The 19396-nt window shown below is 68.4% G+C and carries 18 protein-coding genes; 13 read left to right on the top strand and 5 right to left on the bottom strand.

Annotated features, from left to right (window positions below; all coding sequences use genetic code 11):
• Positions 1-137: 137 nt before the first annotated feature.
• Both AC1DEL_RS01720 and AC1DEL_RS01715 read left to right on the top strand, forming a co-directional pair.
• On the top strand, positions 138-1586 hold the full coding sequence (locus AC1DEL_RS01720) for a catalase (RefSeq protein ID WP_092293688.1): 1449 nt from the start codon (positions 138-140) through the stop codon (positions 1584-1586).
• 90 nt (positions 1587-1676) lie between these two features.
• A complete protein-coding gene (locus AC1DEL_RS01715; protein WP_477125057.1) occupies positions 1677-2216 on the top strand; it encodes an ankyrin repeat domain-containing protein in 540 nt (179 codons plus the stop codon).
• 20 nt (positions 2217-2236) lie between these two features.
• Here the strand turns inward: AC1DEL_RS01715 and AC1DEL_RS01710 are convergent, their stop codons facing one another.
• Positions 2237-2995, bottom strand: coding sequence for an SDR family oxidoreductase (locus tag AC1DEL_RS01710; protein ID WP_092293690.1), 759 nt, complete (start codon positions 2993-2995; stop codon positions 2237-2239).
• A 220-nt stretch (positions 2996-3215) separates the two neighbouring features.
• Here AC1DEL_RS01710 and AC1DEL_RS01705 point away from each other — a divergent pair, with 220 nt between their 5' ends.
• The 3 genes from AC1DEL_RS01705 to AC1DEL_RS01695 all read left to right on the top strand — a co-directional run bounded on the left by AC1DEL_RS01705 (position 3216) and on the right by AC1DEL_RS01695 (position 5633).
• Entirely contained in the window at positions 3216-4679 is a 1464-nt protein-coding gene (locus AC1DEL_RS01705; RefSeq protein WP_092293692.1) for an MFS transporter, read from the top strand.
• 286 nt (positions 4680-4965) lie between these two features.
• Positions 4966-5265, top strand: a complete 300-nt coding sequence (locus AC1DEL_RS01700; RefSeq protein WP_092293694.1) for a BrnT family toxin — start codon at positions 4966-4968, stop codon at positions 5263-5265.
• 26 nt (positions 5266-5291) lie between these two features.
• Entirely contained in the window at positions 5292-5633 is a 342-nt protein-coding gene (locus tag AC1DEL_RS01695) for a hypothetical protein (RefSeq protein WP_144197663.1), read from the top strand.
• An 18-nt stretch (positions 5634-5651) separates the two neighbouring features.
• Here AC1DEL_RS01695 and AC1DEL_RS01690 read toward each other — a convergent pair whose 3' ends face one another.
• The 3 genes from AC1DEL_RS01690 to AC1DEL_RS01680 form a co-directional block, all read right to left on the bottom strand.
• Positions 5652-6614: a D-2-hydroxyacid dehydrogenase family protein gene (locus AC1DEL_RS01690; protein ID WP_477125058.1), complete on the bottom strand. Its 963-nt coding sequence runs from the start codon at positions 6612-6614 to the stop codon at positions 5652-5654.
• Between the two features lies 1 nt (position 6615).
• Positions 6616-7986: an MmgE/PrpD family protein gene (locus AC1DEL_RS01685; protein WP_477159056.1), complete on the bottom strand. Its 1371-nt coding sequence runs from the start codon at positions 7984-7986 to the stop codon at positions 6616-6618.
• A 68-nt stretch (positions 7987-8054) separates the two neighbouring features.
• Entirely contained in the window at positions 8055-9029 is a 975-nt protein-coding gene (locus AC1DEL_RS01680) for a Bug family tripartite tricarboxylate transporter substrate binding protein (protein WP_092293702.1), read from the bottom strand.
• Between the two features lie 328 nt (positions 9030-9357).
• Between AC1DEL_RS01680 and AC1DEL_RS01675 the strand changes: the two genes are divergently transcribed.
• The 8 genes from AC1DEL_RS01675 (at position 9358) to AC1DEL_RS01640 (ending at position 18284) form a co-directional block, all read left to right on the top strand.
• Positions 9358-10230 (top strand): metal-dependent hydrolase, encoded by an 873-nt coding sequence (locus tag AC1DEL_RS01675; protein ID WP_092293704.1) that lies wholly within the window; start codon positions 9358-9360, stop codon positions 10228-10230.
• Positions 10230-11063 (top strand): ABC transporter substrate-binding protein, encoded by an 834-nt coding sequence (locus tag AC1DEL_RS01670; RefSeq protein ID WP_477125059.1) that lies wholly within the window; start codon positions 10230-10232, stop codon positions 11061-11063. The genes AC1DEL_RS01675 and AC1DEL_RS01670 overlap by 1 nt, the downstream gene beginning before the upstream one ends.
• 79 nt (positions 11064-11142) lie before the next feature.
• Complete coding sequence (locus AC1DEL_RS01665) at positions 11143-12198, top strand: GGDEF domain-containing protein (protein WP_092293707.1); 1056 nt, start codon at positions 11143-11145, stop codon at positions 12196-12198.
• A gap of 212 nt (positions 12199-12410) precedes the next feature.
• The gene (locus AC1DEL_RS01660; RefSeq protein ID WP_092293709.1) at positions 12411-12731 is read left to right on the top strand and encodes a hypothetical protein; all 321 of its coding nucleotides are present in this window, start codon (positions 12411-12413) and stop codon (positions 12729-12731) included.
• Between the two features lie 79 nt (positions 12732-12810).
• On the top strand, positions 12811-14040 hold the full coding sequence (locus tag AC1DEL_RS01655; RefSeq protein WP_092293711.1) for a helix-turn-helix domain-containing protein: 1230 nt from the start codon (positions 12811-12813) through the stop codon (positions 14038-14040).
• A gap of 37 nt (positions 14041-14077) precedes the next feature.
• Positions 14078-14716, top strand: a complete 639-nt coding sequence (locus AC1DEL_RS01650; protein ID WP_092293713.1) for a Vgb family protein — start codon at positions 14078-14080, stop codon at positions 14714-14716.
• 332 nt (positions 14717-15048) lie between these two features.
• A complete protein-coding gene (locus tag AC1DEL_RS01645) occupies positions 15049-16839 on the top strand; it encodes a putative bifunctional diguanylate cyclase/phosphodiesterase (RefSeq protein ID WP_092293715.1) in 1791 nt (596 codons plus the stop codon).
• Positions 16836-18284 carry an HDOD domain-containing protein gene (locus AC1DEL_RS01640; protein WP_477125060.1) on the top strand — a complete coding sequence of 483 codons (1449 nt, stop codon included), beginning with the start codon at positions 16836-16838 and terminating at the stop codon, positions 18282-18284. The genes AC1DEL_RS01645 and AC1DEL_RS01640 overlap by 4 nt, the downstream gene beginning before the upstream one ends.
• A 10-nt stretch (positions 18285-18294) precedes the next feature.
• On the opposite strand, the gene AC1DEL_RS01635 is transcribed toward AC1DEL_RS01640, so the two are convergent.
• Positions 18295-19266, bottom strand: coding sequence for a GGDEF domain-containing protein (locus AC1DEL_RS01635; RefSeq protein WP_477125061.1), 972 nt, complete (start codon positions 19264-19266; stop codon positions 18295-18297).
• Positions 19267-19396: the final 130 nt, after the last annotated feature.

Raw genomic sequence — 19396 nt, 5'->3', positions numbered from 1 at the left:
TAGGCGTTCTCCTAATTTGCTGAAATCGCGGATCGAAAAGACTGACACCTATCGCCTTTATTGATCAATACGATATGACTTGTCGTAGTCGTTCTGCGATAGTGCTTTCAACACCCCCTGCCCACAAAGGAATTGTCATGAACAAGCTTACGACCGCTTTCGGCGCGCCCGTCGTCGATAACCAGAACATTCAGACCGCTGGTCCGCGCGGACCGGCCCTGTTGCAGGACGTATGGTTCCTGGAAAAGCTGGCCCACTTCGACCGCGAGGTCATCCCCGAGCGCCGCATGCACGCCAAGGGCTCGGGCGCCTATGGCACGTTCACGGTCACGCATGACATCACCCAGTACACGCGCGCCAAGCTGTTCTCCGAAATCGGCAAGAAAACCGAGCTGTTCCTGCGCTTCTCGTCGGTGGCTGGCGAGCGCGGCGCGGCCGATGCCGAGCGGGATATCCGTGGTTTCGCGATGAAGTTCTATACCGAGGAAGGCAACTGGGATCTGGTGGGCAACAACACCCCGGTCTTCTTCCTGCGTGACCCGCTGAAGTTCCCCGACCTGAACCACGCCGTCAAGCGCGACCCGCGCACCGGCCTGCGCAGCGCCGACAACAACTGGGACTTCTGGACCGGCCTGCCCGAGGCGCTGCACCAGGTCACCATCGTCATGAGCGATCGCGGCATCCCCAGTTCGTGGCGCCACATGCATGGCTTCGGCAGCCATACCTACAGCTTCATCAACGCCAACTATGAGCGCCACTGGGTGAAGTTCCACTTCCGGACGGAGCAGGGCATCCAGAACCTGACCGACGCCGAAGCCGCCGAGGTAACTGGCCGCGACCGCGAGCACCACCAGCGCGACCTGTACGAATCCATCGAGCGTGGCGAGTTCCCGCGCTGGAAGCTGTACATCCAGATCATGACGGAAGCCGAGGCGGGCAAGTACCGCGTCAACCCGTTCGACCTGACCAAGATCTGGTCGAAGAAGGACTTCCCGCTGATCGAAGTGGGCGTGATGGAGCTGAACCGCAACCCCGAGAACCATTTCGCCGAGGTGGAGCAGGCCGCGTTCGCGCCGTCGACCATCGTGCCGGGCATCGGCTTCTCGCCGGACAAGATGCTGCAGGGCCGCCTGTTCTCGTATGGCGACACCCAGCGCTACCGCCTGGGCGTGAACCATTCGATGATCCCGGTCAACTCGCCGAAGGCCGCCAAGTTCGTGAACAGCTATCACCGCGACGGCCGCATGCGCATCGACGACAACCAGGGCGGCAAGACCTCCTACGAGCCGAACACGCGCGGCGAGTGGGTGGAGCAGCCGGACTTCCGCGAGCCGCCGCTGACGCTGGAAGGCACCGCCGACCACTGGAACCATCGCGTGGACGACGACTACTTCTCGCAGCCGGGCGACCTGTTCCGACTGATGACGCCGGCCCAGCAGCAGGTGCTGTTCGATAACACGGCCCGCGCCATCAAGGGCGTGTCGCGCCATATCCAGCAGCGCCATATCGAGCACTGCACCAAGGCCGACCCGGCCTACGGCCAGGGCGTGGCGGCTGCGATCGAGCGGATCGAAGGCCAGAAGTAAGCGCTAACCGGGCTACCGGACGATCGGGCACTCCGGGGCTGCGGCCCCGGGCTGCCCGGACACCGCAGGACAGGACAACAGGACAACGCCATGGACCAGACATCGACCCCACCCACCGGCACCATGACGGCGGAAGAGGAATCCCGCATGGTGGCCGCGCTGGGCGAAGTATTCGACCTCGCGCGCCAGGGCGACGCAGCGGCGCTGTCCGCGCTGATCGCGCGCGGCATGCCGGCCAACCTGCGCAATGAAAAGGGCGACAGCCTGCTGATGCTGGCCGCCTACCACGGTCATGTGGACACCGTGCTGGCGCTGCTCGAGGCTGGCGCCTCGCCGGACCTGCGCAATGCGGCCGGCCAGACGCCGCTGGCAGGCGCTGCGTTCAAGGGTTTCAGGGAAGTGATCGAAGCACTACTTGCGCATGGCGCCGATGTGGAAGGAGCCTCGCCGGACGGCCGCACCGCGCTGATGACGGCGGCGATGTTCAATCGCACCGAAATCGTCGATCTGCTGATCGCGCATGGCGCCAATCCGGACGCGCGCGACCACCGCGGCCTCTCCGCCGCCGATGCCGCCGCCGTCATGGGCGCCGGCCGCGCGGCCACCCAGTTGGGCGGGCCGCACCACTAGGTCTTATCGGTCAATCTGGCTCAGCCACGGCCGACGAACGGCATCTTGGTGGCCATCACGGTCATGAACTGCACATTGGCCTCCAGCGGCAGGTTCGCCATGTGCAGGACCGAACTGGCGATGTGCGCCACATCCATCAGCGGTTCCGGGCGAATCTCGCCATTGGCCTGCGGCACGCCGCGCGCCATGCGGTTGGCCATGTCGGTGCCGGCGTTGCCGATGTCGATCTGGCCACAGGCGATGTCCCAGGCGCGGCCATCGAGCGACAGGCTCTTGGTCAGCCCCGTGATGGCATGCTTGGTGGCCGTGTAGGGCACCGTGTTCGGGCGCGGGGCGTGGGCCGAAATCGACCCGTTATTGATGATCCGCCCGCCGCGCGGGTCCTGCGACTTCATCAGCGCGAACGCGCCGCGCGCGCACAGGAAGGCGCCGGTCAGATTGGTATCGACCACGGCCTTCCACTGCTCGACCGACAGTTCATCGATGGAAATGGCCGGGGCGTTGATGCCGGCGTTATTGAACAGCACGTCCAGCCGGCCGAAGCGCTCGCGCACCCGGGCGTAGAGCTGGTCGACCGAGGCCGGGTCGCTCACATCGCACTGCACGGCCAGCGCGGTCTGGCCAGCGGCGGCGGCTTCGGCCGCCAGCGCCTCGAGTGTGGCGGCGGTCCGGCCGGCCAGCACCACCTGGTAGCCGTCGGCCAGCAGCGCCTGCGCCACGGCCTTGCCAATACCCCGGGCCGCGCCCGTGACCAGTGCGACTTTGCTTCCTTGCGTCATGCCTTGTCTCCTGTTTTCGTAGCTGCCGATGATAGTCCGACGCGCCTGAAAATGCCTTGGGAGCCATTCCCGGCGTCGCATTTTCGTGATGATCTAAAGATATAACAACAAAGCATTTGGCCGGCGGGGCGCCTTCCCGTAGCATGCGGCAGTCTTTTCTTGCGGACAGGGCCGATTGCGCCCGGTCCACGCGCAATTTTCTTTCAATCGCCCCCAATCAATGTCTGCCGATCTTGCCCTGTCGCCCGCCGCGACGCAGGCCGCCGCCCAGGCGGCCGCGCCCGCCCGTGCGACCATCCGTTCCGCCGCCGATGTGGCCAAGCTGGTCAACCAGGGCGGCGCCGCCGTCAGCAATGCCCGCATCGTCGTGGCCATCGCGCTGGGCGGCATCTTCCTCGATGCCTATGACCTCGGCGCCCTGGCCTTCGGCCTGAAGGACGTCACCCGCGAATTCAACCTGTCGCCCGCCGGCACCGGCATGGTGGCATCGGCCATCACGTTCGGCGCCATCGTCGGCGCCTTCCTGGGCGGCTATTTCACCGACCGCATCGGCCGCTACCGCGTGTTCATGGCCGACATGGTGTTCTTCGTCGTGGCCGCCATCGCCTGCGCGTTTGCCCCCAACGAATACGTGCTGGCCGGCGCGCGCTTCGTCATGGGACTGGGGGTCGGCATCGACCTCCCTGTCGCCATGGCCTTCCTGGCCGAGTTCTCCAAGCTCCAGGGCAAGGGCAACAAGGCGTCCCGGGTGGCGATGTGGTGCCCGACCTGGTACGCGGCCATCTGCGTGTCCTATCTGTTAGTGCTGCTCTGCTACTCGGTGCTGCCGGAATCGCACAGCAACCTGCTGTGGCGCATCATCCTCGGCTTCGGCGCCGTGCCGGCGCTGGTCATCATCGCCGTGCGCAGCCGCTACATGAGCGAATCGCCGGTGTGGGCCGCCAACCAGGGCGACCTGGAAGGCGCCGCCAAGATCCTGCGCCAGTCCTACGGCATCGACGCCGTAGTGGCCCCGGACGCCGTGGCCGAGCCGCCCAAGCGCCCCGCCTCCTGGCGCAACTACGGGCTGCTGCTCAAGGGCGTGTACGCGCGGCGCACGGTGCTGGCCACGGTGATGTCGATTGCCTCGTCGTTCGCCTATAACGCCGTGGCGTTCGGCCTGCCGGTGATCATCGCCAGCTTCCTGGCGCAGTCGATGCTGACCACGATCCTGGTCTCGCTGGCGCTGAACCTGCTGTTCGCCTTCGTCGGCGGCCTGATCGGCGTGCACCTGGTGCCGAAGACCGGCGCCTGGAAGCTGACCGTGACCGGCTACGCCTTCCAGCTCGCCGCGCTGATCGGCCTGGCGCTGGTCGGCAAGCCCCACGGCGCCCCCGAAGTGGTCGCCGCCATCGCCTTCCTGGCCGTGTTCCTGCTGGGCCAGGGCTTCGGCCCGGGCGCGCACACCATGACCTACGCCTCGCTGAGCTACCCGACGTCGCTGCGCGGCGTGGGCGTCGGCTTCAACCAGACGCTGATGCGCGCCAGCTCCACGGCATCGCTGTTCCTGTTCCCGGTGCTGGCCGCCGCGCTGAGCACCAAGGTGTTCTGGGTCATCGCCCTGGCCCCGCTGGCCGGCCTGGTCGCCCTGCTGGCCATCCGCTGGGAGCCGGCCAACTACGACGTGGACGCCGAAGACTTCTGATCCGTCGATGGGAAGCCGGACGGCTTCCCTCAGGTCTGCGTCAAAAAACCCCACGCTTGAGAGAGCGTGGGGTTTTTACGTTTTGGACACACACCGTGGGGTGTTGCCGACAGTGGGCATAGTGGCCATTGCCCATATTCTGTATATACGACAAGATGCCAACACAGCATCACTTCAAACCAGATCATTCCCAAGAAATCGCGTAAAACGCGACGCCGCGCCCCCTGACCACACGGCTAACTCGCCCAACAAGCGTATTGCCGTATATACAAATAGGGGGTAGCATTTGAAGATCGTCATCTCACCAGCCATCGCAAAGAAGCTTGTGGCGAAGCACGGCGGCATTCGCGATGTGGAGATCCGGCAAGCCTTTGCAAACCGGGTGGGGCAGATCCTCGTGGATGACCGCGAGGAACACGCCTCGGACCCGCCCACGCACTGGTTCTGCGCGAAGACGGACACTGGCCGCATGCTCAAGATCGTCTACGTCAGAAGGGACGACACTATTTTTCTCAAGACCGCGTATGAACCGGCACTGCCCACCGTGGCGTTCTACCGGCGCATGTGCCTGGCCGGGCGGTCATGAATCAACCTTTGCAACAGGAGTAGCACATGAGCAACGCCAAGAAAATTCCGGGAACCGTCGAAGCGTGGGAGCAGGGTGACCTCGGGGAGGACGAGGCACACGCCGTCGTCGCACCCGACGAATCCGCGGCACTGGACCGGGCGCTTGGCCTGCAGGCAGTGTCGATCCGCCTGCAAAAATCGCTGATCAGCGATTTCAAGTTCCTCGCCGAAGAGCACGGCATGGGCTACCAGCCGCTCATGCGCGAGGCGCTGCGCCGCTTTGCGGAAGCAGAAATGAAGCGCCTCGCGGTCAAGTACGCCAACGAACGCCGGCGTGGCGCGGCCGCGCAGGGAGACAGCAAGCCCAAGCGGCCGAAGGCAGCCTGACCGACGTTTGACGCCGCCCTACGACCGGCCTTGCGCCTCCAGCCACGACGCCAGCGTCCCGACCACGCCCTTGGCGAATATCGTGAACACCGGCTCGCTGACAAACCCCGTGTGTGGCGTAACAACCACATCCGTACGCCCGCGCAGCGGATGATCGGCGGGCACCGGCTCCACGTCGAAGACATCCAGCGCCGCCATGGCAGGGCGATGGCGGTCCAGCGCGCGCGGCAGGGCATCCATGTCGATCAGGGCCGAGCGGGAGGTGTTGACCAGCAGCGCGTCGGCCCGCATCAGCGCCAGCCGCTCGGCGTTGATCAGCCGCGTGGTTTCCGCCGTCGGCACCAGATGCAGGCTGACCACGCGCGAGGTGGAGAGCAGCGCCTCCAGGCTCACCGCCGTCACCCCCTCTGCCGCCGCGCGCTCGGGCGTCATGCGCGGGCTCCACGTCACCACTTCCATGCCGAGCGCCTTGCCGACACGCGCCACGCGCTTGCCGATCTCGCCCAGGCCGATCAGGCCCAGCCGCTCGCCGTGCAGCACGCCGGGCAGCGGCAGCGCCTCCGCCGGCCGCCAGCCGCCGAGCCGCATCGTCGCCATCTGCATTTCCAGCTGGCGCGTGGCCGCCAAAATCAGCGCCCACGTCATCTCGCAGGTGGACTCCTTGGACGGCCCCCATTCCGTATTGGCGACGGGGATGCCGCGCGCGCGCAGCGCCTCCACGTCGAGCGTGGTGTTACGCGTGCCGGTGAAGACCACGTAGCGCAGCCGCTCTGCCATCCGCAGCGTGGCGGCATCCAGCGGGGTGCGGTCCCGCACCAGCACCAGCACTTCCACCTCGCGCAGCACGGCGGCCAGCGCCTCCCCGCGCAGCGGGGCGTGGTGGAAGGCCACGTCCGCCTGCGCCTGGATGGCCGACCAGTCCGCCAGCCGGGTCAGGGCGCGCTCGTAGTCGCCCAGTACCGCAATCCGGGGGCGCGCCATGTTACGGACGCGCCAGCGCGGTAATGGTGCCGACGTTGGCGGTCTCGCCCAGCTTCCAGCAGGCATCGATCAGCTTGGCTACCTGCGCCGCGCCGAGCACCGGGTCGGCCAGCGCGTGGAACTTGGCGTCCAGGTTGGCATCGGTCATCGGGCGTTGCAGCGAGCCGATGGCGTGCTCCACGGTCACCGCGATCTCGCGGCCGTTCTTGAGCACGGCCTTGACGATGGAAGCGGCCTCGTCGACGTTCGCGTCGGCCGTCGCCACCACCTTGCGGCGCAGCGCCACCACGTCCTCACGGGTGACGATGTGGTCCGAGAACTCCTCCTCGGCGGCGCGACCGAAGATCAGGCCCGCCGCGCAGCCGTGGTAGACGCTGAACTTGGCGAGCAGGCCATCGGTCGGCTCCTTCTTGCCGGTCAGCTCCAGCACCAGCGGGTGCACGCGCAGTTCGATGCGCTCCACGTCCTCGGCCTTCACGCCCTGCTCGCGCAGCTGCACGCAGGCGTCGATGCTCGGGTGGATCACGATGCCGCAGGCAAACGGCTTGTAGGTATTGAACGAGATCTCGAAGCGGCTGCCCAGCTCGTCGGTAATCTCGTTCCAGTCGGTCTTGGCCGAAATCACCTGCATGAAGCCGCGCRGCGCCTCCAGCGCCTTCGCGCTCGAGGTGTAGCCGTGCCGCGCCATCAGCGCCGACATCAGCCCGGCGCGCGCCGCGCCGCCCGGGTGGAACGGCTTGGTCATGGTGCCGAACTGCTCGCGCAGGCCCACCGGCTGGGAAGCGGCGATGCCCAGCGCCATCGTCGTACGGTCCTCGTCCAGCCCAAGCAGGCGCGAGCAGGCTGCCGCCGCGCCCAGCATGCCGGTGGAGCCGGTGATGTGCCAGCCACGGTCGTAGTGGTCCGGGTACATGGCGTTGCCCACGCGGCAGGCCACGTCGATGCCCAGCACCACGGCATCGGTCACGGCACGGCCGCTGGCGCCAGTGTGCTCGGCCAGCGCCAGCACGGCGGATGCCACCGGGCCGGCCGGGTGGATGATGGTCTTCAGGTGCGTATCGTCGAAATCGAACGTATGCGAGGTAATGCCATTCACCAGCGCGGCGCTGGCCATGTCCACCTTGTCGCGGCGGCCCAGCACCGTGGCCTGCGGCGCCGGCTGCAGTTCCGCCACGGCGGCCAGCGCGGCCACGGCGGACTCATGCCCGGCGGCGCCCACGGCGCAGCCCAGCCAGTTCATGAAGGTACGATGGGCTTCGTGGTCCACCTCGCGGCTCCAGCCTTGCGACGGATGCGTGGCCACGAATTTTCCGAGGATGCGCGTGACCGGCGGGGCGTTGTGGTCGGCGGCGACATGGGTATTGCGTGCCATGGGATATCAGTCCTTGTTCAGTGAATCGAAAAACGGGGGCTGGCGCCCGGTCGGGGCAGCCGAGCCGGTCAGGTATCGAGATGGATGCCGCGGTCCTTGGCGAGCTTGCTCCAGCGGTTCACCTCGTCGGCGATATAGCGGCGGAACTGGTCGGGCGTCATCGGCGTGGGCTGGAGCGCCTCGGAGGACAGCTTGTCAGCCAGGTCCGGGCTCTTGAGCACCGTGTTGAGCGAACTGTTGAGCTTGGCGACGATATCGGCGGGCATGCCGGCCGGGCCGACCACGCCGTACCACTGCTGGGCGTCAAAGCCCTTGAGCCCGGCTTCCTCCAGCGTCGGCACGTCCTTGAGCAGCGGGTGGCGCGCGTGGCCGGTCACGGCCAGCGGCCTCACGCGGCCCGAGCGGATATGCGGCAGCGCGGCGGAAAGCCCCGGGAACATCGCCTGCGTCTGGCCGCCAATCAGGTCGTTGAACGCCGGGGCAATGCCCCGGTACGCCGCGTGGGTCATCTTCACGTTGACCTGCTGGGCGAACAACTCCATCGACAGATGCGTCAGCGACCCCGGCCCGGACGAGCCGTACGCCACCGCGCCGGACTTCTTCGCATAGGCGATGAACTCGGCCAACGTGGACGCCGGCACGCCGGCGCTCACCACCAGCACATTGGGCGTGCCGCCGATCATGCCGATGGCGGTGAAGTCCTTGAGCGGGTCGTAGGGCACCTTGCGGGTGGCGGGATTGGTGCCGTGCGTGGCGACGTAGCCCTGCATCAGGCTGTAGCCGTCCGGGGCGGCCTTGGCGGTCATCTGGCAGGCAATCACCCCGCCGCCGCCTGCCTGGTTCTCGACCACGATGGACTGGCCGAGCACGCGGCCCCAGCGGTCCGCCACGGTGCGGCCGATCAGGTCCGAGCCGCCGCCGGCCGATACCGGCACCACGTAGCGCAGCGGCTTGTTGGGAAACGGGTCTTGCGCCTCGGCAAAGCCGGGCATGGCGAGCAGCATCGCGCCAGCCTTGAGCAGGCTGCGGCGGGTGGCATTCATGTCTCCTCCACTTGCATGACACCGCGGGAAGCGTCCCGGGTGCCTTTTTTTCGGGATGGGGCCGATGGCCGGCTGGGCCGGCGGGGCCCTGGCTTTGGCTGAACGCATCATGGACGCCCGCAGCGCGTCTGTGAATTGCAAATTTCCTCTCGATTGATGCAAGATGTGCATCAATGCGGAAGCGTCATGGTGCGCCCTGAGTTGACACGGGCCGGCGGCCTGCGAATACTCCACATCGCCAGCCCGCGCCCCGATCATGTCCATGCTCATGGGTGGCAGGGTTCGAGATGTCATTCACCGCTGTCACACAATCCAAGCAAGGACAACCATGAAAAGACTCCGCACGCTCCTCTGTGCCGCCGTGGTGGCGGGACTCGCCGGTTGCGCATCGACCCTCTCCGGCACGGGCGCCGACGCGCCCAAGCCCACCGCGCCGGGGCAGATCACCGCCGGCAAGACCGAAGTGCTCTGGCTCGGTCAGGCCGCCATGCGCATCACCACGCCGGGCGGCAAGGTCATCATGATCGACCCCTGGCTGACCGGAAATCCCAAGACGCCGGCCAACTTCAAGCAGCTGGGCGCGCTCGGCAAGATCGACCTGATCCTGGTCACCCACGCCCACGGCGACCACCTCGGCGACGCCGCGGCGCTGTCGCAGCTCAATAACGCGCCGATCTGGAACGGCGGCGGCATGGGCCAGACCCTGGTCGCGCTGGGCATGGTGCCGGCGGCGATGTCGCAGCGCTTCAACAAGAGCGGCACGGTGGCACCGTTCGGGCCGCAGGGGCCGAAAATCACCGCCGTCCACGCCGAGCACTCGTCCGAACTGGTCTGGAAAAACCCGGCCACGAACAAGGATGAAGTGCACTACGGCGGTGAACCGGTCGGGTACATCATCGAGATGGAGAACGGCTTCAAGGTCTGGCACATGGGCGATACCGGCCTGTACGGCGACATGCGCATGATCGGCGAGATGATCAAGCCGGACCTCGTGCTGATTCCGATTGGCGGGCACTTCACGATGGGGCCGAAAGAGGCCGCCGTGGCCGTGCGCGACATGATCAAGCCCAGGTACGCCATCCCGATGCACTACCTGACCACGCCGCAGCTGGCCGGCACGCCGGCTCAGTTCACGGCCGCGCTGGGGGCCACCGGCACGCAGGTGATCGTGCCGGAACCGGGCCAGAAGGTGGACTTCTGATGAACCGGACGCGACGCCTGATCGGCACCGCCGGCGCCGCAGCCATCGCGCTGGCGCTGTCCGGCTGTGCCACGCCGGGCGGACCGGCAGCCGCCGGCAACCCGGACGCACGCGCCGCCGCCACGGAACTCGGCGGCACCGGCAAGCTGCGCGCCGCCATCAACCTCGGCAACCCGATCCTGGCGGGCCGGGCGGCCAACGGCGACCTTCAGGGCGTGTCCGTCGACCTGGCCCGCGAGGCCGCGCGCCGGCTGAACCTGCCGCTGGAACTGGTGGCGTTCCAGTCGGCAGGCAGCGTGGTGGAGGCGGTGAAGGGGCGGCAGGTCGATCTGGCCTTCGTCGCCATCGACCCGGTGCGCGCGGCGGACATGGAATACACCGCGCCCTACGTGATCATCGAAGGCGCCTACCTCGTGCGCAACGACGCCGCGCCGCAGCGCAACGAGGACGTGGACCGCCCCGGCACGCGCATCGTGGTGGGTCGGGGCAGCGCCTACGACCTGTTCCTCACGCGCGAGATCAAGGCGGCCACGCTGGTGCGCGCGCCGACCTCCCCCGCCGTGACGGACATGTTCCTGGCCGAGCGGCTCGACGTGGCGGCCGGCGTAAAGCAGCAGCTGGAAGCCGACGCACGGCGCGTGGGCGGCGTGCGGCTGCTGCCGGGCCGCTTCATGGTCATCGAGCAGGCCATGGGCGTGCCCAAGGGCCGCACCGCCGCGCGGGCGTGGCTGAGCAGCTATATCGAGGAGATGAAGGCCAGCGGCTTCGTGGCGGCGGCGCTGCAACGGCACCGCATCGAAGGGGCGGGCGTGGCGCCGCCCCGGCAGCCCTGACGCTATCGCCAGTTGCTATCGGCCTTAATCGATTCCCCACATAATTCCCGGCTTCCGCCACCGCCCTTTTTCCCTCTCCATGAGCCAGCCCGACCAGCCCGATCACCCCGAACACCCGCTCCAGGCCGCCTTCCTGCGGCACGAACAATCGCTGGCGCCGGCCGGGCGCATGGTCGGCGAGGACGACAGCGCCGTGTACCGCACGCTGCTGGAGTCCACCAAGGCCATTCCGTGGAAGATCGACTGGGCGACCATGGCATTCGCCTATATCGGCCCGCAGATCGAGGCGCTGCTCGGCTGGGCGCCGTCGTCCTGGAAGACCGTCAACGACTGGGCCGACCGCATGCACCCGGACGACCGCGAGGCCGTGGTGAACTTCTGCGTGGCGCAGTCGCAGGCGGGCACCGACCACGAGGCCGACTACCGGGCGCTCACGCGCGACGGCGGCTATGTCTGGCTGCGGGATGTGGTCCACGTGGTGCGCAAGCCCAGCGGCGAGGTGGAGTCGCTGATCGGCTTCATGTTCGACATCAGCGAACGCAAGCGCACCGAGGAACAGCTCGCCCAGTTGCAGAAGGAGCTGGAGCGGCTCTCGTTCACGGACGGGCTGACTGGCGTGGGCAACCGCCGCATGTTCGACACCGTGGTCGAACGCGAATGGGCCGCCCTGCAGGACGCCGGCAAGCCGCTGTCGCTGATCCTGATGGATGTGGATTTCTTCAAGGCCTACAACGACTACTACGGCCACCTGCAGGGCGATGACTGCCTGCGCAAGGTGGCGGCGCTGCTGGCCGATGCGGTGGGCGCCGAGCACTTCGTGGGCCGCTTTGGCGGCGAGGAGTTCGTGGCCGTGCTGCCGGGCACCGACGCGGACACAGCCGTGACGATTGCCGAGCGCTGCCGCACGATGATCGCCGACGCGGCCATCCCCCACCTGCGCTCCCCCTACGAACAGCGCGTAACGGCCAGCTTCGGCGTGGGCACCACGCTGCCGGTGCCGGGCGCGGAGCCCACTGCCTTCATCAACCTCGTGGACGCGCAGTTGTATCACGCGAAGGACAATGGCCGGAACCGCATCGCCGCCGTGGATCGGGCCGGCATGCAGGGCGAAGGCTTCCGGACGCACTCGCGCTGAACCTACCCCCAACGGGTGTTGGCGCACGGCCATCGGCACGCGCCGCACCTGTTGGCTGGCACCCGCCAGCCAGGCGCCCGATAGCGCGGTTTTGCGCCAGCCACGGCACATTCGGGCGAGATTTTCGATTGGCACGGCCCCTGCGTAGGAAGGGAGGAACGCGCGATTGCGTTCCTTGCCCTTCCTACCCTGTCCCAATCGGAGTTCGACCCATGTACTACCGCTTTCTTCCCTTCCTCATCGGCGTCGCCATCGCCACCGCCCTTGCCGCCCAGCTTGCCCAGGCCGCCAGCCCGCGTGACAGCCTGTTCGCCGGCGACAAATACGGCTACAACTTCCGCGTCGATTCGCGCGATGTCTACAGCGACGGCGCCCGTGGCCGCTTCGACGTCTACACCGACGGCGCCCGCGACGTGACACCGCCCTCGCGCGACCAGGACAGCTCGCGCTTCCTGTCGGGCATGGACCGGCGTGGGGTGTCCGCCGAGCCGTCACGCCAGTTCGACGTCTACACGGATGGCGCGCTGGCTTGACTGCCCCCCGCCTGCGCCAGCGGCTTGCGTAACTTGCGTGATAGTGTGCCGTCCATGACCCATTTCCTGGCGGAACTGGATGGACGCACTGATTACCGCCGCCGCGCGGGCGCTGGCGGCGGGTGACCCGCTCGGCGCGCTGAACCGCGTGGCCCTGCGCGAGGACGCGCCGGCGCTGGCGTTGCGCGGCATCGCCATGGCCCAGCTTGGCGATCTCGCGCGTGCCCGGCTGCTGGTGCGCCGCGCCGCCCGCGCCTTCGGCCAGAAGGAGGCCGTGGCCCGGGCGCGCTGCGTGGTGGCCGAAGCCGAGATCGCGCTGGTTTCCCGCGATCTCGGCTGGCCAGCCAAATCGCTCGGCGCCGCGCAGGCCACGCTGGCGGCGCACGGCGACCTCGCCAATGCCGCCCACGCCCGGCAACTCGAAATCCGCCATCTGCTGCTGATTGGCCGGCTCGACGCCGCCGAGGCCGCGCTCGCCACGCTCGACCCCACCCCCTTCCCACCCGCCTCGCGCGCCGCGCACGAACTGATCGTGGCCGGCATCGCCCTGCGCCGGCTGCGCACCCAGACCGCGCGCGAGGCCCTCGCCCGGGCCAGTCAGGCGGCGCGCCAGGCCGCCATTCCCGGGCTCTCGGCCGAGGTCGAGCAGGCCGTCCGGCTGCTCGACGCCCCCGCCGCGCGGCAGATCACGCCGGACGGCGACTGGCCGCTGCGGCTCGACGAGGTGGAGGCGCTGCTAGCCTCCAAGGCGCTGGTGATCGATGGCTGCCGTCATGTCGTGCAGGCCGACGGCACGGCCATCTCGCTGGCGCGGCGGCCGGTGCTGCTGACGCTGGCGCGGGCGCTCGGCGAAGCCTGGCCGGCCGATGTGCCCCGGGACGCCCTGATCGCCCGGGCCTTCCGTACCCGCCATATCGACGGCTCTCACCGCGCGCGGCTGCGCGTGGAAATCGGCCGGCTGCGCGCGATGCTGGGCGCGCTGGCGCGGGTGGAGGCCACCCCGGACGGCTTCGCGCTGGTGCCACTGGAGCCACCGCCCGCCCGGCAGGTGGTGGTGCTGGCGCGGCCGGTCGAGGAAAAGCACGGTGCCGTGCTGGCCTTGCTGGGCGATGGCGAGTCGTGGTCCAGTTCCGCCCTCGCCCTGGCGCTGGGCGCCAGCCAGCGCACCGCCCAGCGCGCGCTGGACGCGCTGGCCGCCGACGGCAAGGTTGAGGCGTTCGGCCGGGGCCGCGCCCGGCGCTGGCTGAGCACCCCCGTGCCCGGATTCACGACGACCTTGTTACTCCCCACCCCGCTGCCGAATCACTAGGATGAAGGCATGTTTCAACCAACGAGGGAATCCACCCATGAAACGACAGCCCGCTGAAATCCTCCGTGAATACGGCCCCTTCCCCGGCGTCGAGGCCGTCCACGGCGTCACCTACGACGGCAAGCGCGTCTGGTTCGCCTCAGGCGACGCGCTCCACGTGCTCGACCCGGCCACGGGCCAGACGCTGCGCACCCTCGACGTGACTGCCAATGCCGGCACCGCCTTCGACGGCAAGCACCTGTACCAGATCGCCGAGCGCCAGATCCAGAAAATCGATCCGCAGACCGGGGAGGTTGTCGCCACCATCCCCGCCCCCGGCGACGGCAACGACTCGGGCATGGCCTGGGCCGAAGGCACGCTGTGGGTGGGCCAGTGGCAGGCGCGCAAGATCCACCAGATCGACCCGGAGACCGGCAAGGTCCTGCGCACCATCGAGTCCAACCGCTTTGTCACGGGCGTGACATGGGTGGACGGCGAGCTGTGGCATGGCACCTGGGAAAGCGAGGAAAGCGAGCTGCGGCGCGTCGATCCGGCCTCGGGCGAGGTGCTGGAGCGGCTGGATATGCCGGCCGGCGTGGGCGTGTCCGGGCTGGAGTCCGATGGCGCCGACCAGTTCTTCTGCGGCGGCGGCACGAGCGGCAAGCTGCGCGCCGTGCGCCGGCCACGGAAGGGCTGACAAACGGGGCTGAAAGCCCGCGGCGCACAAAGCGCCATTTTCGTTGCGATGTCAATCCCCCCACCGGCGCCCACCCCCGGGCGCCGCGCGCCTGTTGTAGCGGCGCCGACGCCGCGCATTCCTTGCCCCGCGCGGCGTTCAGCCTGATGCCGGCTCGTATTAGAATCGCCGGTGTCGATCCGTTCGGCATGCAACAGAACCAGTGGTCATGTTCCGGGTGCGGGAAGGCCCCGGACTGGTTCCGATCTGCCTGCCAGAACACGCGTTACCCATCGAGACCCACTCAACAGTTATCAGGCCAGCGTCCAAGGGGATTCCGGGCTGAGGAAGACATGACCTCGTTTGCATATGATGTTGCCCTGGCGCCGGAGCCCGCGGAAAGCGGGACTGCCGGCGACCGCCCTGCCGGGCGCGAGGCCTGGGCGCTGCTGGAAGCTTCCGGCGCGCTGGCCATGCGGGTCGATGTCCAGGGTCGCATCCTCCAGGCCACCGAAGCCACGGCTGACCTGCTCGTATACCCCCACGAATACCTGCTGCGCACGTCGGTGCTCGACGTCATCGCCCCGGAATCGCGCGACAGCGTGGCCGCCCTGCTCCAGGCCTGCGCGCGCGACCGCGCCGCCCGCCGCGAGCGCGTGCGCTTTGCCGGCGGCATCGGCGGCGGCTGGCTGGACCTGCGCATCGCGCACCAGCCCGGCGAGGGCAACACCCCGGCGAGCCTGCTGCTGTTCGGCCATGACGTCACGGACTGGGTCGAGAACGAGCGCCAGCTCAACGCCCGCGCCTTCCTGGACCCGCTGACCGGCGTCGGCAACCGGGCCTTCATCCGTCGGCGCATCGAGCAGTACATGGCCGGCGCCGCCAGCGCGCGCGTGCCGTTCGCCGTGGCGCTGATGGACCTGGACGGCTTCAAGAACATCAACGATTCGCTCGGCCACGAGTTCGGCGACGCGCTGCTCAAGGAAGTCGGCGCCCGCCTGCAGGACACCGTGCGCTCCCAGCAGAGCGTGGCGCGCCTGGGTGGCGATGAATTCGTGCTGATGCTCGATGGCCTGGAGTCCGAGGCCGAGGCCATCCGCATTCTCGAGCGCGTGATCCACGTCTGCCGCCAGCCCTTCCTGCTGGGCGGCTGCCATGTGCGGATCACTACCAGCATCGGGCTGGCCTTCTCGTCGGCCGCGTCCGGCAACGTCCAGCCGGAGTCGGAGTCGCACTGGCTGCGCCGCGCCGACCTGGCCATGTACGAGGCCAAGGCGCTGGGCAAGAACCGCTATTGCGTCTATTCGCCCGAGCTGGACCGCCGGCTGGACGAGCAGTTCCGCATCGAGCAGAGCATGTTCGAGGCGGTGCAGAACGGCGAATTCCTGCTCCACTACCAGCCCATCGTCTGGCCGGCCACGGGCGAGGTCTGCGCCGTGGAGGCGCTGATGCGCTGGGACCACGCGGGCGAGTTCATCCGCCCCGACGTCTTCATTCCCGTGGCCGAGAAGAACGGCCTGATCAAGCATCTGGGCGCCTGGGCGCTGCGCTGCGCCTGCGCCCAGCTGGCCGCGTGGGATGCCCAGGGGCTCCAGGTCGGCCATATGTCGGTCAACGTCTCCGCCGTGCAGTTCCTGCACCCGGGGTTCTTCGAGAGCGTGCGCAACGCCATCCAGGACGCCGGCATCAGCGCCGACCGCCTGGTGCTGGAGATCACCGAAAGCGCGCTGATGACCGACCCCAAGGCCGCCGAGGACCTGCTGATGTCCCTGCGCGCGCTGGGCCTGCGCTTTGCCGTGGATGACTTCGGCACCGGCTATTCCAGCCTCTCCTACCTGCGCCGCTTCCCGCTGTCCGCGCTCAAGGTGGACCGCAGCTTCGTCGCGGACATGGTCGATTCCCCGCATGCGCGCACCATCGTCTCGGCGGTGCTGTCGCTGGCGCGCGAGCTGGGTCTGGTCGCCATCGCCGAGGGCGTGGAAACCGACGCGCAGGGCGAGCTGCTGGCCGCCCAGGGCTGCAACCTCGTGCAAGGCTGGCGCTACGCGCGCGCGCTGAGCCCGCTCGACTTCGAGCAGGCCCTCGCGGACGGCCGCCTGATGCTGGGCCGCGACGAAGTGTTCTCGCGGCAGGTGGCTGGATGACCATGCTGTCCAAGGAACAATTCTTCGAGTCGCTGTGGAACCGCATGGCGCAGCAGGGGGACTTCCCGACCCTGCAGTACTGTGTCGACAACATCTTCCAGACGCTCAACGGCGATCTCACCGTGGGCGAGATGGCCACCAGCGTGCTGTCCGACTTCAGCCTGTCGCAGAAGGTGATCCGGCTGGCCAACTCGGCGATGTACCGCTCGTTCGGCGGCGAGGTCACCACGGTGTCCCGCGCCATCCTGGTGCTCGGCGTGGAGGCCATCAGCCACCTGACGCTGGGCATCCAGCTGCTCGACTACTTCCACGGCGTGGCGTCGCAGCGCCCGCAAGCCACCAAGGGGCTCCAGCGCGCGCTGGTGGCGGGCGAGATCACCCGGGCGCTGTCGCATGCGCGCGGCATCAACGAGGGCGAGGAAGCGGTCGTCTGCACGTTGATGCACCACATGAGCCGGCTGCTGGTGGTGTTCTACTTCCCGGACGAGTGGGAGCGCGTGGAGGCGATGTGCGCCACGCACCCGATGACCGAGAACGAGGCCTGCCAGGAGGTGCTGGGCGTCTCGATGGAGGAGATCGCCGAGGCCGCCGCGCGCAAGTGGCGCCTGCCGGGGATCATCGCCCATGCCATGAAGCCGCGCCTGATGTCGCCGGACACGGTGCTGGAAACCCATGCCGACTGGCTGGCCGCCATCGCCCATGTCTCGGCCCAGGCCGCCGCTGCCATGGTGCGCGACGGCACGCAGGAGTCGGTGCAGGACCTGCTCACCGCCCACGCCAAGATGCTGGGCCTGACCACCGGCGACGTGGCGATTGCCGTGCGCCAGGCCGATTCGCTCAATACCTCGATCACCCGCGCCGAGGCCCCGGCCGAGGCGGCGGCGCCCGCCGGCGCCAGCAGCGATCCGGAAGACATGCTGCGGCGGCTGCGCCAGGGGCTGGACGAGGTGCGGCGCGAGGGCGCCGGGCTGTCGGTGTCCCAGCTGGCGCCGATGGTGCTGGAAACCACGATGCGCGCGATGAACTTCTCGCGCTGCTTCCTGATGATGCTGAACCCGGCCACCAAGCGCTTCCACGCGCGGCTGGGCTTTGGCGAGGGCATGCGTGACAAGCTGACGGCCCTGTCCTTCGAGGAAGGCTTCGTGCCCGACGTGTTCCACTTCGCCGGGCTGGCCGACAAGCCGCTGCTGATCGAGGATGCGTTCGACCCGAGCATCGCCCACCGGATTCCGCGCTGGTACCGCGACGCCATGCCGGACGCGAAGTCGATCCTGCTGGCGCCGGTGCGCATGCGCAACCGCTGCATCGCGCTGATCTATGGCGACTGGGGCGCCACGCGCTGCGCCTGGGAACTCGGCGAGCCCGAACTCAATGCCGTGGACGAGTTGATGCGCGAGATCGCCGCCGGCGTGCTGCGCGCCGCGCCGCAGCGCGCGGAGCCCTAACCAGCCTGAATCAGTGCCGCGTGGCCTTGCGCTGGGCCTTGTCGGCGTACATCGCCGCATCGGCCTGCGCCAGCAGCTCATGCACCGTGGCGTGGCGGGACGGATCGAACTCGGTCAGCCCCACGCTGAAACGCAGGCGGTAGCCACGCGCGTTCGGCGCATTCCACGCATCCACGTTTCGATGCAGGCGCGCCAGCGCCTCGCCACAGCCGGCAGCATCGGTATTGGTCAGCAGCGCGGCGAATTCGTCGCCGCCGAGCCGCCCCACCACATCCGAATCCCGGAACGCCTGCCGCAGCGCGGCACCGAACGCGGTCAGCGCGCGGTCGCCCTCGGCATGGCCGAACTGGTCGTTGATCGGCTTGAAGCCGTCCATGTCGAAGAACACCAGCGTGGCCGGCCGGTCCAGCCGGCGGCACAGCTCGATGGCATGCTGGCTCAGCACCGTGAAGCCGCGCCGGTTGGAGAGCGCGGTCAGCTCGTCCATGCTGGCCAGGTGCACGGCGGCCAGCTCCTGTTCGGCCATGCGGGCCAGGTCGTGCAGCAGCGCGCGGTCGTCGTCGTCGAAGGTGCGCGGCTGGCGGTCGATCAGGCAGAGCGTGCCGAGCTTGGTGCCGTTGTGCGCCACCAGCGGGCAGCCGGCGTAGAAGCGGATATGCGGATCGCCGGTGACCAGCGGGTTGTCGTGGAAGCGCGGGTCCAGGCGGGCGTCGGGAATCAACAGGATGCCGTCGCCGGCAATCGCGTGGCCGCAGAACGAGGTGTTGCGCGGCGCCTCGGTCTGGTCCAGGCCCTCGCAGGCCTTGAACCACTGACGGTTGGCATCGACCAGGCTGACCACCGCGATCGGCACGTCAAACAGCCGTTTGGCGAGCCGGGTCAGGCGGTCGAACCGTTCCTCGGCCGGGGTGTCGAGGATGTTGAGCGATCTCAGCGTGGCGAGACGCAGGGTTTCATCGGGCGGAATCGGGGGCGGCTGCATGGGCGGTTCCTGAGCGCGCGCCGGGCGGGTCCCGGCGGCTAGGGATCGTGCCTGTGTTAACGGCCAAATCGTACGCCGCCTGCAGGCTTGCCGCCCACGTGCACACCGATTGTTTCAATTTTTTGCGAGG

It is taken from the genome of Cupriavidus sp. 10L43_2, assembly GCF_056395265.1.
Note: the sequence above shows the minus strand (reverse complement) of the source record. Positions and strands in the feature narration are given on the sequence as shown.

What these genes read in the sequence shown, in the direction of transcription:
- AC1DEL_RS01720 (WP_092293688.1), top strand. Translation starts at nt 138, where the DNA reads ATGAACAAGCTTACGACCGCTTTCGGCGCGCCCGTCGTCGATAACCAG.
- AC1DEL_RS01715 (WP_477125057.1), top strand. Translation starts at nt 1,677, where the DNA reads ATGGACCAGACATCGACCCCACCCACCGGCACCATGACGGCGGAAGAG.
- AC1DEL_RS01710 (WP_092293690.1), bottom strand. Translation starts at nt 2,995, where the DNA reads ATGACGCAAGGAAGCAAAGTCGCACTGGTCACGGGCGCGGCCCGGGGT.
- AC1DEL_RS01705 (WP_092293692.1), top strand. Translation starts at nt 3,216, where the DNA reads ATGTCTGCCGATCTTGCCCTGTCGCCCGCCGCGACGCAGGCCGCCGCC.
- AC1DEL_RS01695 (WP_144197663.1), top strand. Translation starts at nt 5,292, where the DNA reads ATGAGCAACGCCAAGAAAATTCCGGGAACCGTCGAAGCGTGGGAGCAG.
- AC1DEL_RS01690 (WP_477125058.1), bottom strand. Translation starts at nt 6,614, where the DNA reads ATGGCGCGCCCCCGGATTGCGGTACTGGGCGACTACGAGCGCGCCCTG.
- AC1DEL_RS01680 (WP_092293702.1), bottom strand. Translation starts at nt 9,029, where the DNA reads ATGAATGCCACCCGCCGCAGCCTGCTCAAGGCTGGCGCGATGCTGCTC.
- AC1DEL_RS01675 (WP_092293704.1), top strand. Translation starts at nt 9,358, where the DNA reads ATGAAAAGACTCCGCACGCTCCTCTGTGCCGCCGTGGTGGCGGGACTC.
- AC1DEL_RS01670 (WP_477125059.1), top strand. Translation starts at nt 10,230, where the DNA reads ATGAACCGGACGCGACGCCTGATCGGCACCGCCGGCGCCGCAGCCATC.
- AC1DEL_RS01665 (WP_092293707.1), top strand. Translation starts at nt 11,143, where the DNA reads ATGAGCCAGCCCGACCAGCCCGATCACCCCGAACACCCGCTCCAGGCC.
- AC1DEL_RS01660 (WP_092293709.1), top strand. Translation starts at nt 12,411, where the DNA reads ATGTACTACCGCTTTCTTCCCTTCCTCATCGGCGTCGCCATCGCCACC.
- AC1DEL_RS01655 (WP_092293711.1), top strand. Translation starts at nt 12,811, where the DNA reads ATGGACGCACTGATTACCGCCGCCGCGCGGGCGCTGGCGGCGGGTGAC.
- AC1DEL_RS01650 (WP_092293713.1), top strand. Translation starts at nt 14,078, where the DNA reads ATGAAACGACAGCCCGCTGAAATCCTCCGTGAATACGGCCCCTTCCCC.
- AC1DEL_RS01645 (WP_092293715.1), top strand. Translation starts at nt 15,049, where the DNA reads ATGACCTCGTTTGCATATGATGTTGCCCTGGCGCCGGAGCCCGCGGAA.
- AC1DEL_RS01640 (WP_477125060.1), top strand. Translation starts at nt 16,836, where the DNA reads ATGACCATGCTGTCCAAGGAACAATTCTTCGAGTCGCTGTGGAACCGC.
- AC1DEL_RS01635 (WP_477125061.1), bottom strand. Translation starts at nt 19,266, where the DNA reads ATGCAGCCGCCCCCGATTCCGCCCGATGAAACCCTGCGTCTCGCCACG.